Genomic DNA, 22,721 nt, shown 5'->3' on the forward strand with positions numbered 1-22,721 from the left:
CTTCCAGAAAGGTACTTCCCGGGGGAGAATAAAACATGTATAGGCAATACCTATTTATCAAACAGGCCACGCAAACCGCTATTGCTGGCCCTGATTTAGCTGGCATTGATACATAACAGACATGGTTTACTGACAGACAAAAACTGCACCTGGTGAATGTCTTCACGCAAGGTGCAGTTAAATAAATAGCGGGTATTATCAGACGACTGCGGTTGTCAGGCGTGCAGTACAGCAGTGCTGGTTTTTATCGTTATAGATATCAATCTGCCAGACCTGGTGCCGGCCACCCAGATGCACCGCCTTGCAGTGCCCTGTAACTTCCCCATGAGTGACAGCACGCAAATGGTTGGCGTTAACTTCAAGCCCCACCACCTTATGCTCCCCTTCCGTACACAAGTACCCGGCCACCGAGCCGAGGGTCTCAGCAAGCACAACGGATGCCCCACCATGCAGTAACCCAAAAGGCTGTTGGGTACGCGAATCAACGGGCATGGTAGCTTCGAGATGATCATCACCCAACTGGGTAAAACGAATCCCAAGGTGCCCAACCATATTACCCTCGCCCATGGTATTGAGCGTTTGTAAAGTTGTTGCTCGCAGCCAAATCATGAAAGTATCTCCAACAGAGCCTGCACAGGATGGCGCATACCGCTACCTTCGATACGTTTTACCTGGCTGCGGCATGAGTAGCCTGTGGCCAGGCAACGCTGGCGTGGCAGACGTTCAATTGCCTGTTGCCAGGAAAGCGCATAGATATCGAGGGATTTTTGGTGATTTTTCTGTTCATGGCCATAAGTGCCCGCCATGCCACAGCACCCGACGCTGACGCCTTCCAGACGGGCACCAAAGTGCCTGAAAATCCCCGCCCATTGACTGGTCGACGCAGGCAGTGCCGTCACTTCAGTGCAATGACCAAACAGGTACCATGCCTCTCCCGCGAGCTCACGAGTGCTGAGTTTTTCCAGTGACTGAGACAACCATTCATGCACCAACAGCACAGAAAAATCGCCACGGGCATCGCCCAGTGTCTGGCGGTATTCATCGCGATACGTCAACACAAGCGCCGGATCCACACCCACCATTGGCATACCGAGCTCTGCAATGCGGTTGAGAAACTCTGATGTTTTCTGCGCAGTCCGGGCAAAACGCGCCAGGAACCCTTTGATGTGCTGCGCTTTACCATTTGGGGAGAAAGGCAGCACTACCGGTTTATAGCCCAGTTTATCCACCAGACTGACAAAATCCGCCACGACACGCGCATCATAATAACTGGTGAATGGATCCTGGACTATCAGCACCGTTTTTTCCCGCTCTTCTGCTGGCAAGCATTCAAGCTGTTCCAGTGTCATATTGGCAGAACGATGCCCCACCAGTTGTTGCTGCAGTGTGGGGGTCGATAATAACGGCAGGTCAACCATGCCAATATGTTTTGCCGTCAGATCCCGTACCCAGTTCTGACGTAAAAAGAAGTTAAATGTTTTGGGTGCCCGAGCCATTAACGGCGCATAGCTTTCCACACTGGCAACCAGGTGATCCCTAACCGGGCGCAGATAGCGCGTGTGGTAAAGTTGCAGGAAGCGTGAACGAAATTCAGGAACATCTATTTTAATCGGGCATTGGGTGGAGCAGGCTTTACAGGCCAGGCACCCGGACATGGCTTCTTTCACTTCATGTGAAAAATCGTACTCTCCCTTGTGCGCATGCCAGGTGTGACGTACACGCTCCACCAAATTACGTAAACTACTGTGCCCACCCGGCAACGCTTTTTCCAGTTTGTTCGGGTCTACACCTCTGTCGGCCAGTAAGCGCAACCATTCACGTACCAGGGTTGCACGCCCTTTTGGTGAATGGATCCGGTGCTGGCTGACTTTCATTGACGGGCACATCGGGCTTTTCGCATCAAAGTTGAAGCACAGGCCATTACCATTGCACTCCATCGCCCCACGCCATGACTGACGAACTGCGACAGGGATCTGGCGGTCAAGAGTGCCACGCTTAGGCGCATCCACTTTCATCATCGGCGCATCCACACCCAACGGTGGGCAAATCTTCCCCGGATTCAGGCGGTTACCTGGGTCAAACGCCGCTTTGATACGCCGCAATTCATTGTAGAGTTCATCCCCAAAGAACGCCGGGCTGTACTCCGCACGGAAGCCTTTACCATGCTCCCCCCACAACAACCCGCCATATTTGGCGGTAAGCGCCACCACGTCATCAGAGATTTGCTTCATCAGCACTTCCTGTTGCGGGTCGCACATATCCAGTGCAGGGCGGACATGCAGTACCCCGGCATCCACATGGCCAAACATGCCATAACTCAAATTATGGCTGTCGAGCAAAGCGCGGAACTCCACAATATAGTCGGCAAGGTGTTCTGGTGGCACGCAGGTATCTTCTGCAAATGGAATAGGTTTTGCAGCGCCTTTAGCATTGCCCAGCAAGCCAACCGCTTTTTTCCGCATCGCGTAAATACGCTCAATACCGGGTAATTCACTGCATAATTGCCAGCCAATAACACCTGACTCCCCACGGGCAATCAGGCCATCCAGCCGTTCACATAATTCACTTACCTGGTTTTCTATCAGAGCTTCGTCATCGCCGGCAAATTCCACAATGTTCAGGCCGAGCAACGTTTTATCCGGTACATCAGTAATCAACTCGCTCACTGAATGCCAGATAATATCTTCACGGGCGAGGTTGAGTACCCGCGAATCAACGGTTTCAACCGATAAAGCACTGGCTTCGACCATGACAGGGGCACTGCGCAGCGCTGAATCGAAACTGTCATACTTCACGTTCACCAGGCGGCGCACTTTGGGAATGGGCGTGATATCCAGTTTGGCTTCAGTGATAAATGCCAGCGTACCTTCTGAACCGGTCAGGATGCGTGTCAGGTCGAACTGTTGCATATCATCGCTGAATACATGACGCAAGTCATACCCAGTGAGGAAACGGTTGAGCTTAGGAAATTTTTCGAGGATCAATTCACGCTGATTACGGCACTGATTCAGCACAGTATTGTAGATGCGCCCCGTTACGGTTGTTTCCTCAGCCAGTGATTCAGCCAAAGATACGGGCATTGGACGGGTATCAAGAATATCCCCCCCTAACAGAACAGCTCTGACACCTAATACATGATCAGAGGTTTTGCCATAGACCAGTGAACCCTGGCCGGAAGCGTCGGTATTAATCATGCCCCCGAGTGTTGCCCGGTTACTGGTTGACAGTTCCGGTGCAAAAAAATAGCCGTAAGGTTTCAGAAACTGATTAAGTTGATCTTTTATTACCCCGGCCTCAACTCTGACCCAACCTTCTTCCGGGTTAATCTCAATAATACGGTTCATGTACCGCGACATGTCGACAATTATGCCGTGGTTCAGTGCCTGTCCATTGGTACCCGTGCCACCACCGCGCGGGGTGAAAACCAGGCTTGCAAAACGTTCTTCACTGGCAATGCGGGTAACCAATGCCACATCGGCGGTGGAACGAGGAAAAAGAATGGCATCCGGGAGTAGCTGATAAATGCTGTTATCGGTCGCCATTGTAAGGCGATCAGCATAACTTGTAGCGGTATCGCCGGTAAAACCCTGTTGCTCCAGTGCTTCTAAAAAATTCACAACCAGCTGCACTAAACCTGGTGCCTGAGAAATTTGTGGGATCATTCGCACTTGACTCTGTCTGACAAAAAAAGAGATGAGTTATTGTTTGCGTAGCACACTCATGGTTTTATCACATTTTTGCATACCACGCCTGGAGGATTTTATTTCGCTTTTAAGTTGTAAAAAGATAGCGGAATACATCATCATTAGATCTGCAATATATTATGGACACTTATGCTAACCATGATGCTTTTTACCGGGTATCATGGCGTAATTACTGGCTGATGACACAATTATGGAAACGATAAAGCCTCACCAGGACATTGCACGGGTCCTTATCTCTGTGCTGTTTATTTCGTTAATGATTATCGCGTGTATCTGGATAGTTCAACCGTTCATTCTGGGCTTTGCCTGGGCCGGAACTGTGGTTATTGCCACCTGGCCGGTATTAATTCGGTTGCAAAAGCTGCTGTGGGGAAAACGTATTCTGGCCGTTCTGGTCATGACACTGCTGCTGATACTGTTGTTTGTTATCCCCATTTCGTTATTAGTGAATAGCCTGGTGGATACCAGCGCTCCACTGGTTAAATCAGCCAGTTCTGGTCAACTCGCTCCACCCGATTTAGCCTGGTTACAAAGCATCCCGTTCTTTGGTGATAAACTATACAGTTCATGGCATGCCCTGCTCGATGGCGGCGGCACAACACTGCTTGCTAAAGTGAAACCGTATATTGGTACAACTACTGGCTGGTTTGTTGGCCAGGCGGCGCATTTGGGGCGTTTTCTGATGCACTGCGCTCTGATGGTGCTGTTCAGCGCCTTACTTTACTGGCGTGGTGAAGACGTCGCTGATGGACTGCGCCGTTTCGCCCGACGGCTCGCGTCTGAGCGCGGTGATGCCTCTGTTGTGCTGGCCGCTCAGGCAATCCGCGCGGTCGCGTTAGGCGTTGTCGTCACTGCCCTGGTTCAGGGGATTTTGGGCGGTATTGGCCTGGCTATCTGTGGTATCCCTTATGCAACATTACTGAGTGTAGTGATGGTGCTTTGCTGCCTGGTGCAGATTGGCCCATTGCTGGTGCTGATACCAGCAATCATCTGGCTATACTGGAGCGGGGATAACACCTGGGGAACGGTTCTGCTGGTATGGAGTGCAGTGGTTGGTACGCTGGATAACGTGATTCGTCCCATACTTATCCGCATGGGGGCAGACCTGCCGATGATTGTTGTCCTGTCCGGTGTTATTGGTGGGTTAATTGCTTTTGGCATGATTGGTGTATTCATTGGCCCGGTAGTACTGGCCGTGTCTTACCGGTTATTTGCAGCCTGGGTTAACGAAAAAGTCCCCTCTATTGAAAATATTCCCACAGATACCCCACCTTCTTCACAAGGGTAATTGCCACCTGAACAATCGGGTTTTTCGTACTCGATTGTTCAGCAAAGCTTATTGATTTATTCATTTTTCGCCCACTCTTCGCACTCATTCTTTTTCATTACACTGAATAACATTTTTTACTATTTATAAACATTTAACTATTGAGACGAATCCGATCGACGACTCAGTGACGTGATGACTATCATAAGCTCAGTCTTATAAATCACATCTGGTTTATAAACATGAATCCCCTGAGTGAAACAACGAATTGCTGTGTGTAGTCTTTGCCCATCTCCCACGATGGGCTTTTTTTTTGCTCCGGTAATCCGACACACTGGAAAACGCAACGCGCCACCGTTGACAGGCGCGTTACCGTTAGTTTTTACCCTGCGGTTTCCTCTGTATGACTTAACATGCGCCAGTCACGAGCCAGAACAACGGGTTTATCTCCCGTAAGATTGACCGTAACACACTGCTGGATAGCGTCACTGTTAGTACCTAACATCAGCTCAAATTCACCAGGTTCAACGACTCGCTGGCCCATCTTATTGGTGAAATTCAGCATATCGGTCGGCACCGAGATAGTTAACCGGGTAGTCGCCCCCGGGGCCAGCCTGACGCGGTGGAATGCTTTTAATTCCTTCACCGGGCGCACCAGCGAGGCGACTTTATCATGCACATAAAGTTGGATAACTTCACTGCCAGAGCGCACGCCGCGATTGGTGACTGATAAAGCGATATTAATGGTTCCTCCTTGCGCGGGTAGCGTTGCCTCATGTAACTCAGCCTGGTCCAGAACAAAATCCCCCCACCCCAGACCAAACCCGAAGGGATAGCGGGCACCAAAATGAAACGCATAAGGTGTGCCACCACTTTTCAGCTTGTGGTTATAGTAATATGGCATCGCTCCGGCACTTTTGGGCGCAGATAATACCAGACGCCCTTCAGGCTCCCGGTTCCCCGCCAAAATGTCTGCGACAGCATGGCCACCTTCCTGGCCCGGAGCCCACGCCATTAACAATGCCGCGACCTGTTGTTCCAACCCACCCAGATGGTACGGGCGCCCGCCAGTCATCACCACAATAACGGGTTTCCCGGTGTGGACCAGCGCCTCAAGCAATGCCTGTTGTACACCCGGCAGTGCCAGTGTATCGGTATCAGAGCCCTCACCACAGGTACCACTTTGAAACAAACCAGCCAGATCACCCACACAGGCAATCACCACATCTGCTTGCTGAGCCGCCGACACGGCCTCAGGGATTAAGCTGGTATCCTGTGAAACCGGAGACGACTGGCGGGGTTTCCCTTCACTTTCACCAGGAAAGACCGGAGCACCCGCCTGGCGGTGCTCAATAATGTGGCACCCTTTGGCGTAACGAACCCGATTTTCACCAAACTGCTGCCGGATTCCGGCAAGTAATGTCACAACCTGATCTGCCTGTTCCTGAGCATCACTGATTATCAGATGAACAGGGAAACTGTAGCCACTCAGCAAAGCCAAAGGATCGTCTGCTACCGGACCAATCACCGCCAGTGAAGGCGTATCGGTGAGTGGTAAAATGCCGTTGTTTTCAAGCATAGTGACAGAACGTGCCGCACACTCTCTGGCAAGGGAACGTGTTTCTGGCTCCTGTAAAGCAAGCTTATCCAGATCTGCATAGGGGTGTTCAAACAGACCAAGCCGGAATTTTTCGGTCAACACACGAGAGACAATCTCATCAATCTTGTCCATAGTAATCAGACCTTCAGCCACCGCTTCGGCAAGATGGCTGGCACAATCCGCTTTGGGGAGTTCAATATCCAGCCCGGCATTAAATGCCTGCGCAGCAGACTCCATGGGGCTATGGCTGACACCATGATGCTGATGCAGCAGGCTCACACCACCGTAGTCAGCGACAATCAGCCCGTCAAAGCCCCATTGGTCACGTAATACCCGGGTAAGCAGGAAAGTATCACTGTGAGTGGGCTGGTTATCGATATCGTGATAGGCGGGCATCACTGAACCGGCATTGGCAAGGCGTACCGCCATTTCGAAAGGCAACAGAAAAGTGTCATTCAGCTCGCAAAAGCCGAGGTGCACAGGCGCATGGTTCCGCGCTCCTTCGCTAAACGAGTGGCCGGCATAATGCTTGAGGGTTGCCAGCAAATCACGGTTTGGCCCTTGTAACCCTTTTACATACTGTGTAGCCATAACCCCAACTAAGTAAGGATCCTCACCAAAGGTTTCTTCTGTTCTCCCCCAGCGCACATCCCTGGAAACATCCAGCACTGGCGCAAGTCCCTGATGGCAGCCAATCGCTCTGGCTTCGCGGCCAATTGCACCGGCAACCGCGTTAATCAGTTGCGGATCCCAGGTTGATGCATAATTGAGTGGTGATGGAAATAACGTGGCATCTTTGCACAATACCCCCACGAGGCACTCTTCATGGAACAACGCCGGTATCCCTAACCGGCTCTCTTCCACCAGCGTTTTTTGCAGACGATTCGCCGCCATCACACCTTCTCGCGGTGAGACACTGTGGGTACCAAGTGGACGAGTTATTTGACCAATTCCTTTTTTCAACTGCTCAGCCAGAGCAATTTGCTGTGTCGCACCTGAAAACGTATCGCTCATATCCAGACGTTCTTTATGGAAACCTTCCGGCGATAGCACCAGCCACATTGCTCCCATTTGGGCGAACTTTTCTTCGGGTGTCATCCGGGCCAGTAAGTCAGCCACCCGAGCCTTAACAGGCTGGCGGGGATCTGTATACATCGTCATGGGTTACTCCTGTATTGCCGGGTTTAAACCGGGTTCCGGGTTAGAAATATGTTGGCGTTTGGCCGCCAGTTCATTAGCGATGGCAGCCACTTTACGGTTATTCAGTTTGTAGAAGCACAACAGTACGACGATGGACAAAAACAGCGCCGCGGGAATGAAGGTAAATAATGCGTTGATGGTATGCAGAACAGCCGGAGCCTGTTCGGTGACATTGGCCTGGTAACTGACCAGCCCCAAAATCCAGCCCACGACCGCGCCCCCCAATGCCAGCCCCATTTTGATGGCGAACAGGGCCGTAGAAAAGACCAGACCGTCCAGCCTGCGGCCTGTGCGGTGTTCTTCATAATCGACGACATCTGATAACATGGACCACTGCAGAGGCGTGGTCAGGTTCTGAATAAAGCTGAACACAATATTCAGGGCCAGTATCCAGCCGATATACGCTGCAGGGATAAAAAAGATAGCGATGCACGGCACCATAAAAATCAGGGTAGTGAACTGATAGGCTCTTACCCGGTCCACCCGGCCCAGAACCCAACCGGACAACAATGCGCCAGACAAAGCAGCTACCATCCCACTGACAATAAAGACAAAAGTCATGTCCGGGCGCATCAACAGATATTTGACGTAATACATCGTGGTTGACCCGCGCACCACTACCGCCGTCAACAACAGAATATTCAACGCAAATACCAAACGCCACTGGCTGTTTTTCGCCAGCGATTTCAGGTCCGCCAGCATACTGCCTGGCGCGCTGCTTTCAGGTATATAGCGTTCGCGGGTCATGGCAAAACAGCAGAAAAACAAACCAATCCCCAGTAAACCCATCAGGCTCATTGCCAGAAAAAAACCTTTCTGTTGATTACCCTGACCCAGCCACTCCATCAAGGGCAAAGCCAGCACAGTGACGATTAACCCACCGGTAAATGACAGGCCAAAACGCCAGGACTGTAACGAATGCCGTTCACCAGGATGCAGTGTCAAGGCACCAGGCATGGCGCAATAAGGCACATTGATAGCGGAGTACACAAGGCTAAGGAGTGTATAGGTCACACAGGCATAGATAATTTTACCTGTCGGCCCCACATCCGGTACATAAAACGTTATCAGGCAACTCACACCAAAAGGAATGGCAAACCACAATAACCAGGGGCGAAAACGCCCATGCCGGGTACGTGTCCGGTCAACAATAGCGCCTATACAAGGGTCAGTAATTGCATCGATGGCCCGCACCACCAAAAACATCGTGCCCATAATAGCTGCAGGTAACCCAAACACATCGGTATAGAACCAGGCCAGAAACAGCGTTGCTGTTTGCCAGACCAGCGCACTGGCCATATCACCTAACCCATAGCCAATTTTATCTTTCAATGTAAGAACCGGCACAGTATTCATGATGTTCCACCTTTCATCAGCTGAGCTCCTTAAGCCTTCATGGTTGAAAACTGGGAGCTTGTTGTTTTTTGTTGTTTGTGGGTAACACTCAGGTACCCAGTAACTATTTCGCAGCGGGCAAGAAACAACAATTGCCGAAATTTATCCGGCTATTATGTTTTTTTGCTTAAAAGGCGTAAGTGTGAAGTGACGCGGTGTGTGGAAAAGAAAAACGCCATGCAGATGCATGGCGTTTTACATAACAAAGCAGTAAGGTGATTATTTGGCAAGTTCTGCCAGATCAAGCCAGGTTTGTACCACCGTATCCGGGTTAAGTGACAGGCTGTCTATACCCTGCTCCATCAGCCAGGCAGCAAAATCCTCATGGTCAGAAGGCCCCTGCCCACAGATACCCACATATTTACCTTGTTTTTTAGCCGCTTTGATTGCCATAGAGAGCAACGCTTTCACTGCATCATTACGTTCATCAAACAACTCAGAAACCACGCCAGAGTCCCTGTCCAGGCCCAGCGCCAACTGAGTCATGTCATTTGAACCGATGGAGAAACCGTCAAAGTGTTCAAGGAACGCTTCAGCCAGCAGCGCATTTGACGGAATTTCGCACATCATTATCACTTTCAGGCCATTATCACCCCGTTTGAGCCCCTGACTTGCCAGTTCATCAACCACAGCTTTCGCCTGGCTAACAGTACGAACAAAGGGGATCATCACTTCAACATTGGTCAGCCCCATCGTGTTACGGACGCGTTTTACGGCTTCGCATTCAAGGGCAAAGCACGCTCTGAAATCCGGCGAAACATAGCGGCCAGCACCACGGAAACCCAGCATCGGGTTTTCTTCATGAGGTTCATAACGTTCTCCCCCCAACAGGTTGGCATACTCATTGGATTTGAAGTCAGACAAACGCACAATCACGCGTTTGGGCCAAAATGCCGCAGCAAGAGTGGCAATACCTTCCGTTAGCCGGCCAACGTAAAACTCAACCGGGGAATCATACCCTTTCATTAGCTCACGAATTTCGGCCTGCAATGCCGGTTCTTGCTTTTCAAACTCAAGCAATGCGCGTGGGTGCACACCAATCATACGGTTGATGATAAACTCCAGACGAGCGAGGCCCACACCTTCATTGGGCAGACAGGCAAAGTCAAACGCCCGGTCCGGATTACCAACGTTCATCATGATCTTCAAAGGTAAGTCAGGCATGGTATCAATGCTGGAACTACTTACGGAGAAGTCCAGCAAATCCGCGTATACATAGCCGGTGTCACCTTCGGCACAGGATACCGTAACCCGCTGACCATTTTTCAGTCGCTCAGTTGCATCGCCACACCCCACTACCGCCGGAATCCCCAGTTCACGCGCTATAATTGCTGCGTGGCATGTCCGCCCACCACGGTTTGTCACAATCGCGGCAGCCTTTTTCATAATAGGCTCCCAGTCCGGGTCGGTCATATCCGTTACCAGTACATCACCAGCTTCAATCCGGTTCATTTCACTGATATCGTGAATAACCTTGACACTTCCGGCACCGATACGCTGCCCAATCGCACGCCCCTCAACCAGAATATCGCCCTGGGAATGCAGTGTGTAACGCTCCGTTACCTTGTTACGAGAACGCACCGTTTCCGGGCGGGCCTGGACAATAAACAGTTCACCGGTGTGGCCATCTTTCGCCCACTCAATATCCATCGGGCGACCATAGTGCTGCTCAATCAACAGCGCCTGGTGTGCCAACGCTTCAACTTCCTCACTGCTCAGGCAGAAAACCGATTGTTGCTCTGGTGCCACATCTTCAATGCGTACCTGTTTACCATGTTCCTGAGTTTCGCCATAAACCATGCGCACTTTTTTCGACCCCATGGTGCGGCGCACAATCGCCGGACGACCGGCATTCAGGGTAGGTTTATGCACATAGAATTCATCAGGGTTGACCGCGCCCTGCACCACCATTTCCCCCAACCCCCAGGCGGCGGTAATAAATACCACCTGGTCGAAACCGGATTCCGTATCTATGGAGAACATAACCCCGGACGCCGCCAGGTCTGAGCGCACCATACGTTGCACTCCGGCTGAAAGCGCAACACCACGGTGGTCATACCCCTGATGTACCCGGTAAGAAATGGCCCGGTCATTAAACAACGACGCAAACACATGTTTTACCGCAACCATTACGGCATCAATGCCCTGCACATTCAGGAAAGTTTCTTGTTGGCCGGCAAACGAAGCATCAGGCATATCTTCTGCCGTGGCTGAGGAACGGACAGCAAAAGACGCTTTATCGTTATCTGCCGCAAGCTGGGTATAAGCACCACGAATCGCTTCTTCCAGCGCGGGTGGGAAGGGTGTTTCGACAATCCACTGCCGAATTGCAGCGCCTGCTTTTGCAAGTGCCTGCACATCATCTATATCGGTTTCATCCAGCAGAGCATAGATACGCTGGTTGACACCACTTTGATCCAAAAACTGGTTAAAAGCATCGGCCGTTGTCGCGAACCCGTTGGGAACACAGACCCCAGAACCGGAAAGGTTGGTTATCATTTCACCCAGGGAGGCGTTTTTCCCCCCAACCTTTTCTACGTCGTTCATGCCAAGCTGGTTATACCAAAGAACGAGCGGTGACACACCATGATTGGACATCGAAACAATCCTTTTTTGATTATGAACAGGTACAGAAATAATGGGAGTGTTCAGGCCCATTCGCTGATCTCTAATCAATCAGATGTTTCTATTGAGTTAGTGACAACACAAACAAAAACATCTTTCCAGAAATCCACCAGCGAGACACTGCTTATTTTGAATGGGCCACGGGTTAAGTTTGGCACAATTATTGAGGAGTTAAAAACAGTGAATCGTTCAAGCAAATAAAAAACAGCCATTTCAGAACAACCTTAAATAGATGAAATGAAGCGCAACAGGAAAATAATCTACTGTTATTATTTGACTGCAAATCAATGAGATGAAAAATGAAACGTGTTATTCAATTTTATTAAAAACATTGTTTCTATTTTATTGCCCCGTGATTAAATTGATAAAAACCCCGAATAAACAATGAACTGCTTATTAATACTCATATACACTGACCGTAAGATACGAGGTAATTCTCACCTGTTCATGACAATATCTGGCATTCTGATGACGGGTAACTGCTATCAAAACACTTGCCGGGCTATGGTATTGCGCTCACCACTCAACCCGGTGAGGCGCTCGATGAATTTCACGGAAAGGACTCACACCCTGAGAGGTTTTACTTTATGCTTTATCTTGTAAAAACTACCAGGATACGCAAAGAGTGAATATACCAAACCGGCATGTTTTTTATATTTCAGATGGTACTGCAATTACAGCGGAAGTGCTTGGTCATGCGGTAATGTCGCAGTTTCCGGTAAACGTACACAGTGTGACCCTGCCATTTGTTGAAACAGAACTGCGGGCCCGCGCGGTGAAGGAACAAATTGATGCTATTTACCAGCAGACAGGCTGCAGGCCGTTGGTATTCTATTCAATTGTGTTGCCTGAGATACGCACCATTATTTTGCAGAGTGCAGGTTTCTGCCAGGACATCGTTCAGGCGCTCGTCGCACCACTTCAGCAAGAACTTGAAGTTGACCCGGTGCCAATCGCTCACCGTACACACGGGCTGAATCCGGCTAATCTTGGCAAATATGATGCCCGTATTGCTGCGATTGATTACACGCTGGCCCATGATGATGGTATTTCGATGCGCAACCTCGACCAGGCGCAAGTTATTTTGCTTGGCGTGTCGCGTTGCGGGAAAACCCCAACCAGCCTTTATCTGGCAATGCAATTTGGGATTCGTGCCGCCAACTACCCCTTTATTGCTGATGATATGGATAACCTGCGTTTGCCAGCAGAATTACAGCCCCTGCGTTCACGCCTTTTTGGCCTGACCATCAACCCCGAGCGACTGGCCGCTATCAGGGAGGAACGCCGGGAAAACAGTCGCTATGCATCATTGCGCCAGTGCCGCATGGAAGTTGCAGAGGTTGAAGCGCTTTATCGCAAACATCAAATCAGGTACATCAACAGTACCAACTATTCAGTGGAAGAAATCGCAACCAAAATCCTGGATTTAATGGGGCTGAACAGACGCATGTACTAACAAACTAGTTCAATGGTACGAATTATTGTGACATACTGTGTGTTTAACGGCACAGCCAGTTTATTGATTTTGCTTAAGGCGGTATCGCCAACCAACCCGGTATTGAGATTGTAAATGAATAAAACAGATGAATTGCGCATCGCGCAAATTGGCTTTCTGGTCACACCGGATGAACTTAGCCAGCGTTACCCGGTAACAGAGCCCCTCGCACACCATATTACACATTCCCGTCAACGTATTGAGCGCATCCTCTCCGGTAAGGATTCCAGGTTACTGGTCATTGTCGGCCCCTGCTCGGTACATTCCCCCGAAGCAGCACTGGACTACGCCCGCAGACTAAAAATATTGCATGATAAATACCAGGATACACTGGAAGTGGTTATGCGCACCTACTTCGAGAAACCACGAACCGTCATTGGCTGGAAGGGGTTGATTTCAGACCCGGACCTCAATGGTAGTTGCCGTGTAAATAAAGGTCTGGAGCAGGCACGCAAGTTCTTGCGGGAGGTCAACCTTATTGGGTTGCCAGCGGCAACTGAATTCCTTGATATGGTTGTTGGGCAATATATTGCCGATTTGATCAGTTGGGGAGCTATTGGTGCCCGCACAACTGAAAGCCAGGTACACCGTGAAATGGCTTCCGCTCTGTCCTGCCCGGTTGGTTTTAAAAATGGCACTGACGGTAATACACGTATTGCTATTGATGCCATTCGTGCAGCTCGAGCCAGCCATATGTTCCTGTCCCCTGATAAACACGGAAAGATGGTGGTTTACCAGACCAGCGGCAATCCTTACGGGCATATTATTTTGCGGGGTGGTAAGCAACCCAACTTTTACCCTGAAGATATAGAGGCGACCACTAAAGCGCTTGGAACCTTTGAGTTGCCACAGCGACTGGTGGTTGACTTCAGCCATGGAAATTGCCAGAAACAACACCGCCGCCAGTTGGATGTTGCTCAGAATATTTGCCAACAAATTCGCGACGGTTCAACGGCAATAGCGGGTGTCATGGCTGAGAGTTTTATTGAACCCGGTCACCAGGCGATTGAGCCCGGTAAACCGTTAGTTTATGGCCAGTCCATCACTGACCCGTGCCTTGGCTGGGATGATACTGAAACACTGCTGGCCATGTTGTCCGATGCGGTGAAACACCGGTTAAACAACCTCTGAAACTATGCAGTCAGCTCGAACAGCTGACTTCAAGCCGTCGGCCCCAGTCAGGCGGGCGTTTTACATAATCATCCGCCCGGTCACTGAACGGGTCGCGCAACACAGCAAGCAGGCGATGCATTTCGCCTGCATCACCTTGTTCTGCCGTTTCAATAGCACGTTGTGCCAGCCAGTTACGCAGCACCACAGCCGGATTGACAGACTGCATCCTTTTCTGGCGTTCGGCATCATCCAGTGGCTCCATCTGTAAGCGCTGCCGGTAACGGGCAAACCACGAATCAAAAGCAGCACGGTCAATAAATTCATCGCGAAGTGGCGACAAAGCCGTTCCTGTTTCTGTATGGCTGAGTAACCGAAATGTTCTTGTATAGTCACTCCCTTCCCGCGTCATTAAGCTGAATAACTCCGCCAGAAGAGCGTTATCTTCGGGCCGGACATGGGTGAACCCCAGTTTGGCACGCATCTGGCTCGCCCAGGCCTGTTGTAAGTGTTGCCCATATGTGTCCAGTACCGTATTCAGTGTCTCTGCGCTAATAAAGGACGACAGAGCCTGTGCCAGGCGTTGCAGGTTCCACAGGCCAACTCCAGGTTGGTTTTCAAATGAATAGCGGCCCTGATAATCAGAATGATTACAAATAAAACCCGGCTGGTAATCATCCATAAAACCCCAGGGACCATAATCAATAGTCAGCCCCAGAATCGACATATTATCTGTATTCATCACGCCATGAGAAAAGCCGGTACATTGCCATTGCGCAATTAGTCTGGCTGTACGTGCAACAACATCCTCAAACCATAACCGCCATTTATCTTGCTCTGATTCATCCTGCAAATGGGGCCAGTGCCGTGTCATCACGTACTCAGCAAGCCGTCGGACATTCTCCGGTTCACGGCGGTAATAAAAATGTTCAAAGTGACCAAAGCGCACATGGCTTTGTGCCAGACGCATCATCATGGCACCTTTTTCGGTCTGTTCACGGTATACCGGTGTTTCACTGATAACCATGCTCAGTGCGCGTGTTGTGGGGATCCCGAGATGATGCATCGCCTCTGAAGCCAGGCATTCACGCACAGTGGAGCGAATCACCGCACGGCCATCACCCATACGCGAGTACGGGGTCAATCCCGCACCTTTGAGATGCCACTCAAATTGCTGTCCGTCATCCAGTTGCTGTTCGCCCAACAACAGCCCACGCCCGTCGCCCAGTTGCCCGGCCCAAACGCCAAACTGGTGGCCACTGTATGCCTGAGCAACCGGCAACATGCCAGGCAACAATGCTTCTCCGCCCCACACTCCGGCAGGCCCGTTGTAGTTGAATAAATTTTCTGCCAGCCCCAGTTGATCTGCCAGTTCGCTGTTATGCCACAGCAAACGAGCAGACAACAAAGGTTGTGGGGTGACTTGCTGCGAAAAGCCAGGCAATAAATCATGCCAGGCATGGGTAAATACAGGTTGTTCAGCCATAGGCCCTCCTGCCTGTAGTGTAGTGGCAGTTGCGCCAGCTAAACACGGGCAGTTATCAGGGGTATAAGGGATTACCATACAGTAACAACATCAGGTTTTCTGGGATCTCTGGGGGCCAGAGCGCACCCTGCATGGCCGTAAACGGTAAAAGGCGAGTACGGGTAAAACTTTTTTCATCATCAATGCCATTGATGACTAATGCATGGCAAACAGCACCCACCTGGTTAAGAATGGCATACATTACAGAACGGAATGAGGTCTTCTTCAGACAAGACTGAACGAACTGTTTATCCAGCATTATGGCATTAAATTGCCGCTGAAAAATCAACTGCCCAGAAATATGTCCGGCGCCATAATTTAACAATGCCAGTAAAAAATGGCGCTCCAGTGATGAGAAAAGATTCGTTAAATAATGGTCACCAGATGCCAGAAATTGCTCTGTTATTCCTAAATGCAAACCTGGAATATTGGTTAAATACCTGACAAGACTTTCATCAGATAAAATACAACGAGCACTGTTTTGCTCAACAGGCAGCCATATCACCAGATTATGCTTTAGAAACGCAGCCTGGAAACTGCGTAATAACGTTACTTTTTCTTCCAGAAGCTGGCTATGCTGCAAAGGAGATAACCTTGTACTGACCAGAGACTCAGGCATCTGTACAACGCCATCTTCTGTCACAAAGCGGGTGACCAGTTCAACGCCATACAGAGACCCATCGCTCCGCCTGAATGGCTGGAACAAGCACTGGGAATAGTATGCGCACTCCAGAGTCACGACCATGTCACAATCCCACTACCTGGTGGTTTTTTTCATCCTGACTGAAACAGAAAAGGAATTCAATCGTGTTACCCGTGATATCACTACTGTTTTGCACAATTAGAAACATTCAGGATTTTCGCCAGCACGCTTTGCTAACACAAAAGAACGGAATTGAATTAATGATGAGCTGAAAAATAAATGGCAAAGAACGGTCTTTGAAAAAAATCACCAATCAGCCAGAACCAGAGGAAATAAATAATACTCACATCAGAATTAGCGAAGTAAACGAAGCCTACTTATATTAAAGTAAAAAAATCAAATGCGCCTGGCTTGCCAGTATTTATCCCGCCAATAGACATTATTCAGTGATGAACGCATCACACCATGACTACTGGAAGCGTGAATGAACTGATTGTCAGTATCATAAATCCCCACATGCAAGCCTTCGTCACCAGAGCCTGTTTTAAAGAAAATCAGATCCCCCGGCAATAGCTCGTCTTTATCAATGCGTGTGCCAATTTTGGCCTGATCCCGGGTACTACGTGGAAGTTGAAGTGCAAACTGGTCACGAAATGTTAATTGAACAAATGCTGAACAATCAATACCTTGCCTGGACATTCCACCATAACGATAAGGGGTTCCCCGCCATTCACTTAATTGCGAATCCAGCCTGGCAATAACCATAATAGAGTCAGATAACCGGCCATCTGGTGCAGGTGCCCGGTGGTGACTGCATCCGACTAATAATAAAGATAACAGGACAAGCCCCCACAATTTCATGACTGGCTGTTGCCTCCAGGCTATTTTCTACCAGTGTAATGTAGCTCTTCAGTATTTAATTTGGCAAGCATTTCAACGCGATCAGGAACAAATAAGAACTTTATGGTTATCCACATCAAGACGCCGAAATGGCAAAGCATAAACAGAATGCAAATTCTCAGGCGTTAACACTTCACTGGCGCTTCCCTGGGCTACGACGTTACCTTTCAGCATTAACCAAACCTGGTGAGCATGCCCCAGTGAGTAATTAAGATCATGGCTGCTCATAATAATCGCCACCCCTTTTTGGGCGAGTTCATTAAGCAGATGAGTCAGCGCCGATTGCTGGGTAACATCAAGGCTGTTCACTGGTTCATCAAGTAATAACAACCGACCAGCCGGATTAATATCCGGGTGGATCTGAGCGATAACAGCAGCCAGACGCACCCGTTGCCATTCTCCGCCGGATAAATGAGCAACTTGTCGCGGCAATTTATCTGCCAGCCACAAAGCATCAATTATCGGGGCCAGTTTTTCCAAAGGGGCACCATGAGCATGTAGTAACAGATAGTGCCATACCGGCATTGCAAACGGGGGGACTTGCTGTTGCGGCAACCAGGAGCGCAGCATTCCAAGTTCAGGTCCGGACCAGGCAGACACAGACTTACCGGCCAGGCATACATCACCTGGCCCTTCGCTCATACCGGAAATACGCGTCAGGAGTGTACTCTTTCCCGCTCCATTTGGCCCCACCAGATGCAACCAGCAGCCCGATGCAACCCCGGCAGATAATGGTGCCAACCGACCTTTTTCCGCTATATGGTTTAACGACAGCAGTGGCATCTATTGTTCCAGAGCACGTTCAATTGCAGCCACCAGTTCTGGCGCATCGGGCAACATGTCAGGAGAGAAGCGCCCAACAACCTTGCCTTGCCGGTCAACCAGAAACTTTTCAAAGTTCCACAAAATATCACCAGGTTGTTTTGGCGCCCGCCCTTTACTGGCCATTCGCTCATAAAAACCGCTGTTTTGAGGTGCCTTTGCAACAGGAGCCAGGGCAACCAGCTTTTGATACAACGGGTGGCGCTGTTCACCATTAACTTCAATTTTGCTGAACATGGGAAAGGTGACACCATATGTGGTACGGCAGAAGGTCTGAATTTCCTCTTCACTCCCGGGCTCCTGTTCCAAAAACTGGTTACACGGGAACCCAAGTACTGCAAAGCCCTGGTCTTCGTACTGTTTTTGTAAGGCTTCCAGTTGTTCATATTGCGGTGTCAAACCACATTTTGATGCAACATTCACAATCAGCAAGACTTTCCCTTGCCATGCCGTTAACGTGCCGGGACGACCATCTATAGTGACGACATCAGTAGTAAGAACATCTGCCTGCATCATTTTCTCCTTTATTCATGTCTGACTTTTAAGAGTAGCCAGATAAACAGGGGTGCGCCGAGTGACGCAGTGACAACACCAACTGGTAATTCGGCTGAAGCCAGAACCAGGCGGGCCACCATATCTGCAATTAACAATAACACGGCTCCCGCAAGTGCGCTGGCGGGAAGTAAGGTTTTATGGTCAGTGATGCCACAAAGGCGTAATAAGTGAGGGATAACCAGGCCAATAAATCCAATGGACCCTGCCAAAGCAACGCTGGCCCCTACCAGCCAGCCTGTCGCTATCACTAACACCCAGCGCCAGCGATGCAAAGCCAGGCCCAGTTGCCTTGCCGGAGTTTCTCCCAGTGCCAACATATTCAAGGGCCGCCACTGGTGAATTACCCACCAGAGAACCGGTACAATTGCCAGCATGAAGCCTTTTGCCCGCCAGTCCACACCACCAAATCCGCCCATCATCCAGTACATTAACTGACGCAGATCAGCACTAGTTGTGAAATAAACAGCCCACGTCATTAGTGCACTACAAATGATACTCAGTGCAACACCCGCCAGTAATAAACGGCTGGTAGTGAGCCGACGCCGGGCAAACCGCAATAGTAATAATGTGATAAGCAGGGCGCCCACCATGGAACTCATTCCCAGAGCCCAGTCAGGTATATGCCCTTGCCCTAACAGCATTGCAGTCACCAACCCCAGACCAGCTCCATTTGAAACCCCCAGTAAGCCCGGCTCGGCAAGTGGGTTATCAAATAATGCCTGCATCATTGTGCCGGAAACGGCCAGTGCAGCGCCTGTCAGCACAACAGCAACCATGCGCGGTAATCGAATTTGCCAGACAAACAGCGTGTTATCTGCAGCTAACCAGTGCCATGGTGATATCCAACGCTCACCACTGGACAGACTGATAACAACCACGACCAGCAGGACACTTAGCAAACCAGCCAGTACATAACGTGCCTGCCGCTGTTGCCGCTCAACTAATAAGTGCATGTGCAAAAAAACGTTCCCAGTGAATAACCAGCCATAATTCTACGTGTTCACAGAATGCAGGAGAAGTATGACAAGTGCGGATGTTGTGAATGGCCGGAGGGCAACACGTATTTATACAGTTAAAAAGGCAGAACAGCAGACAAACGAAGCCATTGCCCGGACCAGGGTTTTCTGCAGACAAGAAAAAGGCCGGCAAAAACCGGCCTTTTTAAAACATGTCAGATTAGTCGTTCTGTGGGGTTGCATTCTCCACTCGGCTTTTTAACTTCTGGCCGGGTCGGAACGTAACAACACGACGGGCGGTGATAGGAATATCTTCTCCCGTTTTGGGGTTACGCCCCGGGCGTTGGTTTTTGTCCCGCAGGTCAAAGTTACCAAAGCCGGAGAGTTTTACCTGCTCGCCATTCTCCAGAGCACGACGGATCTCTTCGAAAAACAGCTCAACAAGCTCTTTGGCATCCCGCTTGCTAAGCCCAAGCTTATCAAACAGATATTCTGACATTTCAGCTTTTGTAAGCGCCATAGGTTCAATCCCTCAATGATGCCTGGAATCGCTCTTCTAATGCCGCCACACATTTTGCAACGGTAGCAGCAATCTCCTCTTCTTCCAGTGTACGGTTGGTATCCTGAAGAGTCAGGCTGATAGCAAGGCTCTTATAACCCTCTGCCACACCCTTACCGCGGTACACGTCAAATAAGTTTACGCCAACTACCTGATTTACGCCAACTTTCTTACACTCTGCCAGAATATCTGCTGCAGGCACATTTTCAGCGACCACAACAGCGATATCCCGACGGTTCGCCGGGAAGCGTGAAACCCCCTGAGATTGAGGCACAGCGCGGTCTGCAAGCTTGTTCCACAACAATTCAAACACCAGTGTACGGCCGTTCAAATCCAGTTTACGTTCCAGCTCAGGATGAACAACACCAATAAATCCAACATAATCACCGTGTAAATAAATTGCAGCACTCTGCCCCGGATGCAGGGCTGAATGACGTTCTGCCCGAAATTCAATTTCAGACAATTTACCGGTAAGTTCGAACAGTGACTCTAAATCACCTTTGAGATCGTAAAAATCAACACTGCCTTTTACCAGATCCCAGTGTTCTTCATTGCGGTTGCCACAGATTGCGCCAGCCAGCATAACATCCTGACGGATCCCAAGGTCTGCCTGTGTATCAGGGACAAATCGCAAACCGGTTTCAAAAATACGCGCACGGTTTTGCTGACGATTCTGGTTATATACCAGTGTGCTGAGCAGGCCTGTTAATAAAGAAAGGCGCATTGCCGACATATCGGCAGAAATCGGATTGGGCAGAATCAGTGCGTCTTCACCCGGATGCAGCATTTGCTGAATTTTCGGGTCAACAAAACTGTAGGTGATCACTTCCTGGTAACCTTTATCTACCAGCAGTGTTTTCACACGTTTCATCGACAGATTCGCTTCACGATGCTCACCCATAATCAGTGACGCATTGACTGGCTCATCCGGAATACTGTTATAACCATAAATACGGGCAACTTCTTCAACCAGGTCTTCTTCGATTTCCATATCAAAACGCCAGGATGGTGCGACAGCCAACCACTGGCCTTCAGATTCAGTTACCTGGCAACCCAGGCGGCGTAAAATATCACCGACCTGTGCATCCGGCACATGGTGGCCAATCAGGCGATCCAGTTTGCTGCGGCGTAAAGTAATTGTCGCAGGCTGCGGCAATTTGTCCTGTGCAGTCACATCAATAACCGGGCCTGCCTGCCCACCACACACAGCCAGTAACAGCGCAGTTGCACGTTCCATGGCTTTATATTGCAGTTGCGGGTCAACACCACGTTCATAGCGGTGAGATGCATCTGTATGCAAGCCATAGCGGCGGGCACGGCCAGTAATCGCCAGCGGGTTAAACCAGGCACACTCCAGCAAAACATCCTGAGTTTCACTGTTCACGCCAGAATGCTCGCCACCGAAGATCCCCCCCATTGCCAGTGCTTTGCTCTGGTCAGCAATAACCAGAGTATCGCTATTGAGTTTGGCTTCAGTACCATCAAGCAGCACCAGGCTTTCATCTTGCTTAGCCATACGCACCACAATACCACCGTCGATCCGGTTAAGATCGAATGCATGCATTGGCTGGCCCAGTTCAAGCAGCACGTAGTTGGTCACATCAACAACAGCATCAATAGAGCGAATACCGCAGCGACGCAATTTTTCTCGCATCCACAACGGCGATGGCGCAGCGACATTAATACCTTTAATCACGCGTCCCAGATAGCGCGGGCAGGCTTCAGTTGCTTCAACCGTAATCGGGAAAGAATCTGTAATAGTTGCGGCCACAGGCGCAATTTCTGGTTCAGTAACCGGCAATTGGTTCAGTACCGCTACATCCCGGGCCACACCCGCAATACTCAGGCAATCGGCACGGTTCGGCGTCACGCTGATTTCAATGGCGACATCGTCAAGTTTCAGGTAGTCACGCAGAGGTGTACCAGGCTGAGCATCCGCTGGCAATTCGATGATACCGCTGTGGTCTTCTGAAATACCCAGTTCGGAATAAGAACACAGCATCCCTTCTGAAGGTTCACCGCGTAATTTTGCAGCTTTGATTTTAAAGTCGCCCGGCAATACTGCACCCACGGTTGCCACCGCAACGCGCAGGCCCTGACGGCAGTTCGGCGCGCCACAAACGATATCAAGCAGGCGTTCGCCGCCAACATTCACTTTTGTCACCCGCAGCTTATCAGCATTGGGATGCTGGCCGCATTCCACAACTTCACCAACCACGACACCAGTAAATGCTCCCGCAACAGCCTCAACACCATCCACTTCGAGACCTGCCATGGTTATTTGGCCGGCAAGTGCGTCACTGTCTAGTGCCGGGTTAACCCATTCGCGTAACCAAAGTTCACTGAATTTCATTGCAGAGTCCCG

The 22,721-nt window shown here is 50.0% G+C and carries 16 protein-coding genes and 1 other RNA gene; 4 read left to right on the forward strand and 13 right to left on the reverse strand.

The window, feature by feature from the left end; translation table 11 throughout:
• Positions 1 to 198: 198 nt before the first annotated feature.
• Both menI and ydiJ read right to left on the reverse strand, forming a co-directional pair.
• Entirely contained in the window at positions 199 to 609 is a 411-nt protein-coding gene (gene menI, locus A9B99_RS05990) for a 1,4-dihydroxy-2-naphthoyl-CoA hydrolase (protein ID WP_064595652.1), read from the reverse strand.
• The gene (gene ydiJ, locus A9B99_RS05995) at positions 606 to 3,662 is read right to left on the reverse strand and encodes a D-2-hydroxyglutarate dehydrogenase YdiJ (protein WP_064595654.1); all 3,057 of its coding nucleotides are present in this window, start codon (positions 3,660 to 3,662) and stop codon (positions 606 to 608) included. The genes menI and ydiJ overlap by 4 nt, the downstream gene beginning before the upstream one ends.
• 232 nt (positions 3,663 to 3,894) lie before the next feature.
• Here ydiJ and ydiK point away from each other — a divergent pair, with 232 nt between their 5' ends.
• Together ydiK and rprA are read left to right on the forward strand one after the other, a co-directional pair.
• Positions 3,895 to 4,992 (forward strand): AI-2E family transporter YdiK, encoded by a 1,098-nt coding sequence (gene ydiK, locus A9B99_RS06000; RefSeq protein ID WP_064595655.1) that lies wholly within the window; start codon positions 3,895 to 3,897, stop codon positions 4,990 to 4,992.
• Between the two features lie 189 nt (positions 4,993 to 5,181).
• Positions 5,182 to 5,287, forward strand: an RNA gene (rprA, locus tag A9B99_RS06005) — antisense sRNA RprA.
• Between the two features lie 66 nt (positions 5,288 to 5,353).
• Here rprA and A9B99_RS06010 read toward each other — a convergent pair.
• The 3 genes from A9B99_RS06010 to ppsA form a co-directional block, all read right to left on the reverse strand.
• Positions 5,354 to 7,732: a glycoside hydrolase family 3 N-terminal domain-containing protein gene (locus A9B99_RS06010; protein WP_064595657.1), complete on the reverse strand. Its 2,379-nt coding sequence runs from the start codon at positions 7,730 to 7,732 to the stop codon at positions 5,354 to 5,356.
• A 3-nt stretch (positions 7,733 to 7,735) separates the two neighbouring features.
• Positions 7,736 to 9,127 carry an MFS transporter gene (locus tag A9B99_RS06015; protein WP_064595659.1) on the reverse strand — a complete coding sequence of 464 codons (1,392 nt, stop codon included), beginning with the start codon at positions 9,125 to 9,127 and terminating at the stop codon, positions 7,736 to 7,738.
• Positions 9,128 to 9,385: 258 nt separating this feature from the next.
• Positions 9,386 to 11,764 carry a phosphoenolpyruvate synthase gene (gene ppsA, locus A9B99_RS06020; RefSeq protein WP_064595661.1) on the reverse strand — a complete coding sequence of 793 codons (2,379 nt, stop codon included), beginning with the start codon at positions 11,762 to 11,764 and terminating at the stop codon, positions 9,386 to 9,388.
• Between the two features lie 652 nt (positions 11,765 to 12,416).
• Between ppsA and ppsR the strand changes: the two genes are divergently transcribed.
• Positions 12,417 to 13,247, forward strand: coding sequence for a posphoenolpyruvate synthetase regulatory kinase/phosphorylase PpsR (ppsR, locus tag A9B99_RS06025; RefSeq protein WP_064595663.1), 831 nt, complete (start codon positions 12,417 to 12,419; stop codon positions 13,245 to 13,247).
• 114 nt (positions 13,248 to 13,361) lie between these two features.
• Positions 13,362 to 14,417 (forward strand): 3-deoxy-7-phosphoheptulonate synthase, encoded by a 1,056-nt coding sequence (locus tag A9B99_RS06030; protein ID WP_064595665.1) that lies wholly within the window; start codon positions 13,362 to 13,364, stop codon positions 14,415 to 14,417.
• A gap of 10 nt (positions 14,418 to 14,427) precedes the next feature.
• On the opposite strand, the gene A9B99_RS06035 is transcribed toward A9B99_RS06030, so the two are convergent.
• The 8 genes from A9B99_RS06035 to pheT form a co-directional block, all read right to left on the reverse strand.
• The gene (locus A9B99_RS06035) at positions 14,428 to 15,882 is read right to left on the reverse strand and encodes a protein adenylyltransferase SelO (RefSeq protein WP_064595666.1); all 1,455 of its coding nucleotides are present in this window, start codon (positions 15,880 to 15,882) and stop codon (positions 14,428 to 14,430) included.
• 55 nt (positions 15,883 to 15,937) lie between these two features.
• Positions 15,938 to 16,666: an EAL domain-containing protein gene (locus A9B99_RS06040; protein WP_064595668.1), complete on the reverse strand. Its 729-nt coding sequence runs from the start codon at positions 16,664 to 16,666 to the stop codon at positions 15,938 to 15,940.
• Between the two features lie 294 nt (positions 16,667 to 16,960).
• Positions 16,961 to 17,425, reverse strand: a complete 465-nt coding sequence (locus A9B99_RS06045) for an NlpC/P60 family protein (RefSeq protein ID WP_064595670.1) — start codon at positions 17,423 to 17,425, stop codon at positions 16,961 to 16,963.
• A gap of 81 nt (positions 17,426 to 17,506) precedes the next feature.
• Entirely contained in the window at positions 17,507 to 18,247 is a 741-nt protein-coding gene (btuD, locus tag A9B99_RS06050; protein WP_064595672.1) for a vitamin B12 ABC transporter ATP-binding protein BtuD, read from the reverse strand.
• Positions 18,248 to 18,799 carry a glutathione peroxidase gene (locus tag A9B99_RS06055; RefSeq protein ID WP_064595673.1) on the reverse strand — a complete coding sequence of 184 codons (552 nt, stop codon included), beginning with the start codon at positions 18,797 to 18,799 and terminating at the stop codon, positions 18,248 to 18,250.
• Between the two features lie 11 nt (positions 18,800 to 18,810).
• Positions 18,811 to 19,794 carry a vitamin B12 ABC transporter permease BtuC gene (gene btuC / locus A9B99_RS06060; protein ID WP_064595675.1) on the reverse strand — a complete coding sequence of 328 codons (984 nt, stop codon included), beginning with the start codon at positions 19,792 to 19,794 and terminating at the stop codon, positions 18,811 to 18,813.
• A 223-nt stretch (positions 19,795 to 20,017) separates the two neighbouring features.
• Complete coding sequence (ihfA, locus tag A9B99_RS06065) at positions 20,018 to 20,317, reverse strand: integration host factor subunit alpha (RefSeq protein ID WP_036108549.1); 300 nt, start codon at positions 20,315 to 20,317, stop codon at positions 20,018 to 20,020.
• A 4-nt stretch (positions 20,318 to 20,321) separates the two neighbouring features.
• The gene (gene pheT, locus A9B99_RS06070) at positions 20,322 to 22,709 is read right to left on the reverse strand and encodes a phenylalanine--tRNA ligase subunit beta (RefSeq protein ID WP_064595676.1); all 2,388 of its coding nucleotides are present in this window, start codon (positions 22,707 to 22,709) and stop codon (positions 20,322 to 20,324) included.
• Between the last annotated feature and the right edge of the window lie 12 nt (positions 22,710 to 22,721).

It is taken from the genome of Mangrovibacter phragmitis (assembly GCF_001655675.1).
In the GTDB taxonomy this organism is placed as follows: domain Bacteria; phylum Pseudomonadota; class Gammaproteobacteria; order Enterobacterales; family Enterobacteriaceae; genus Mangrovibacter; species Mangrovibacter phragmitis.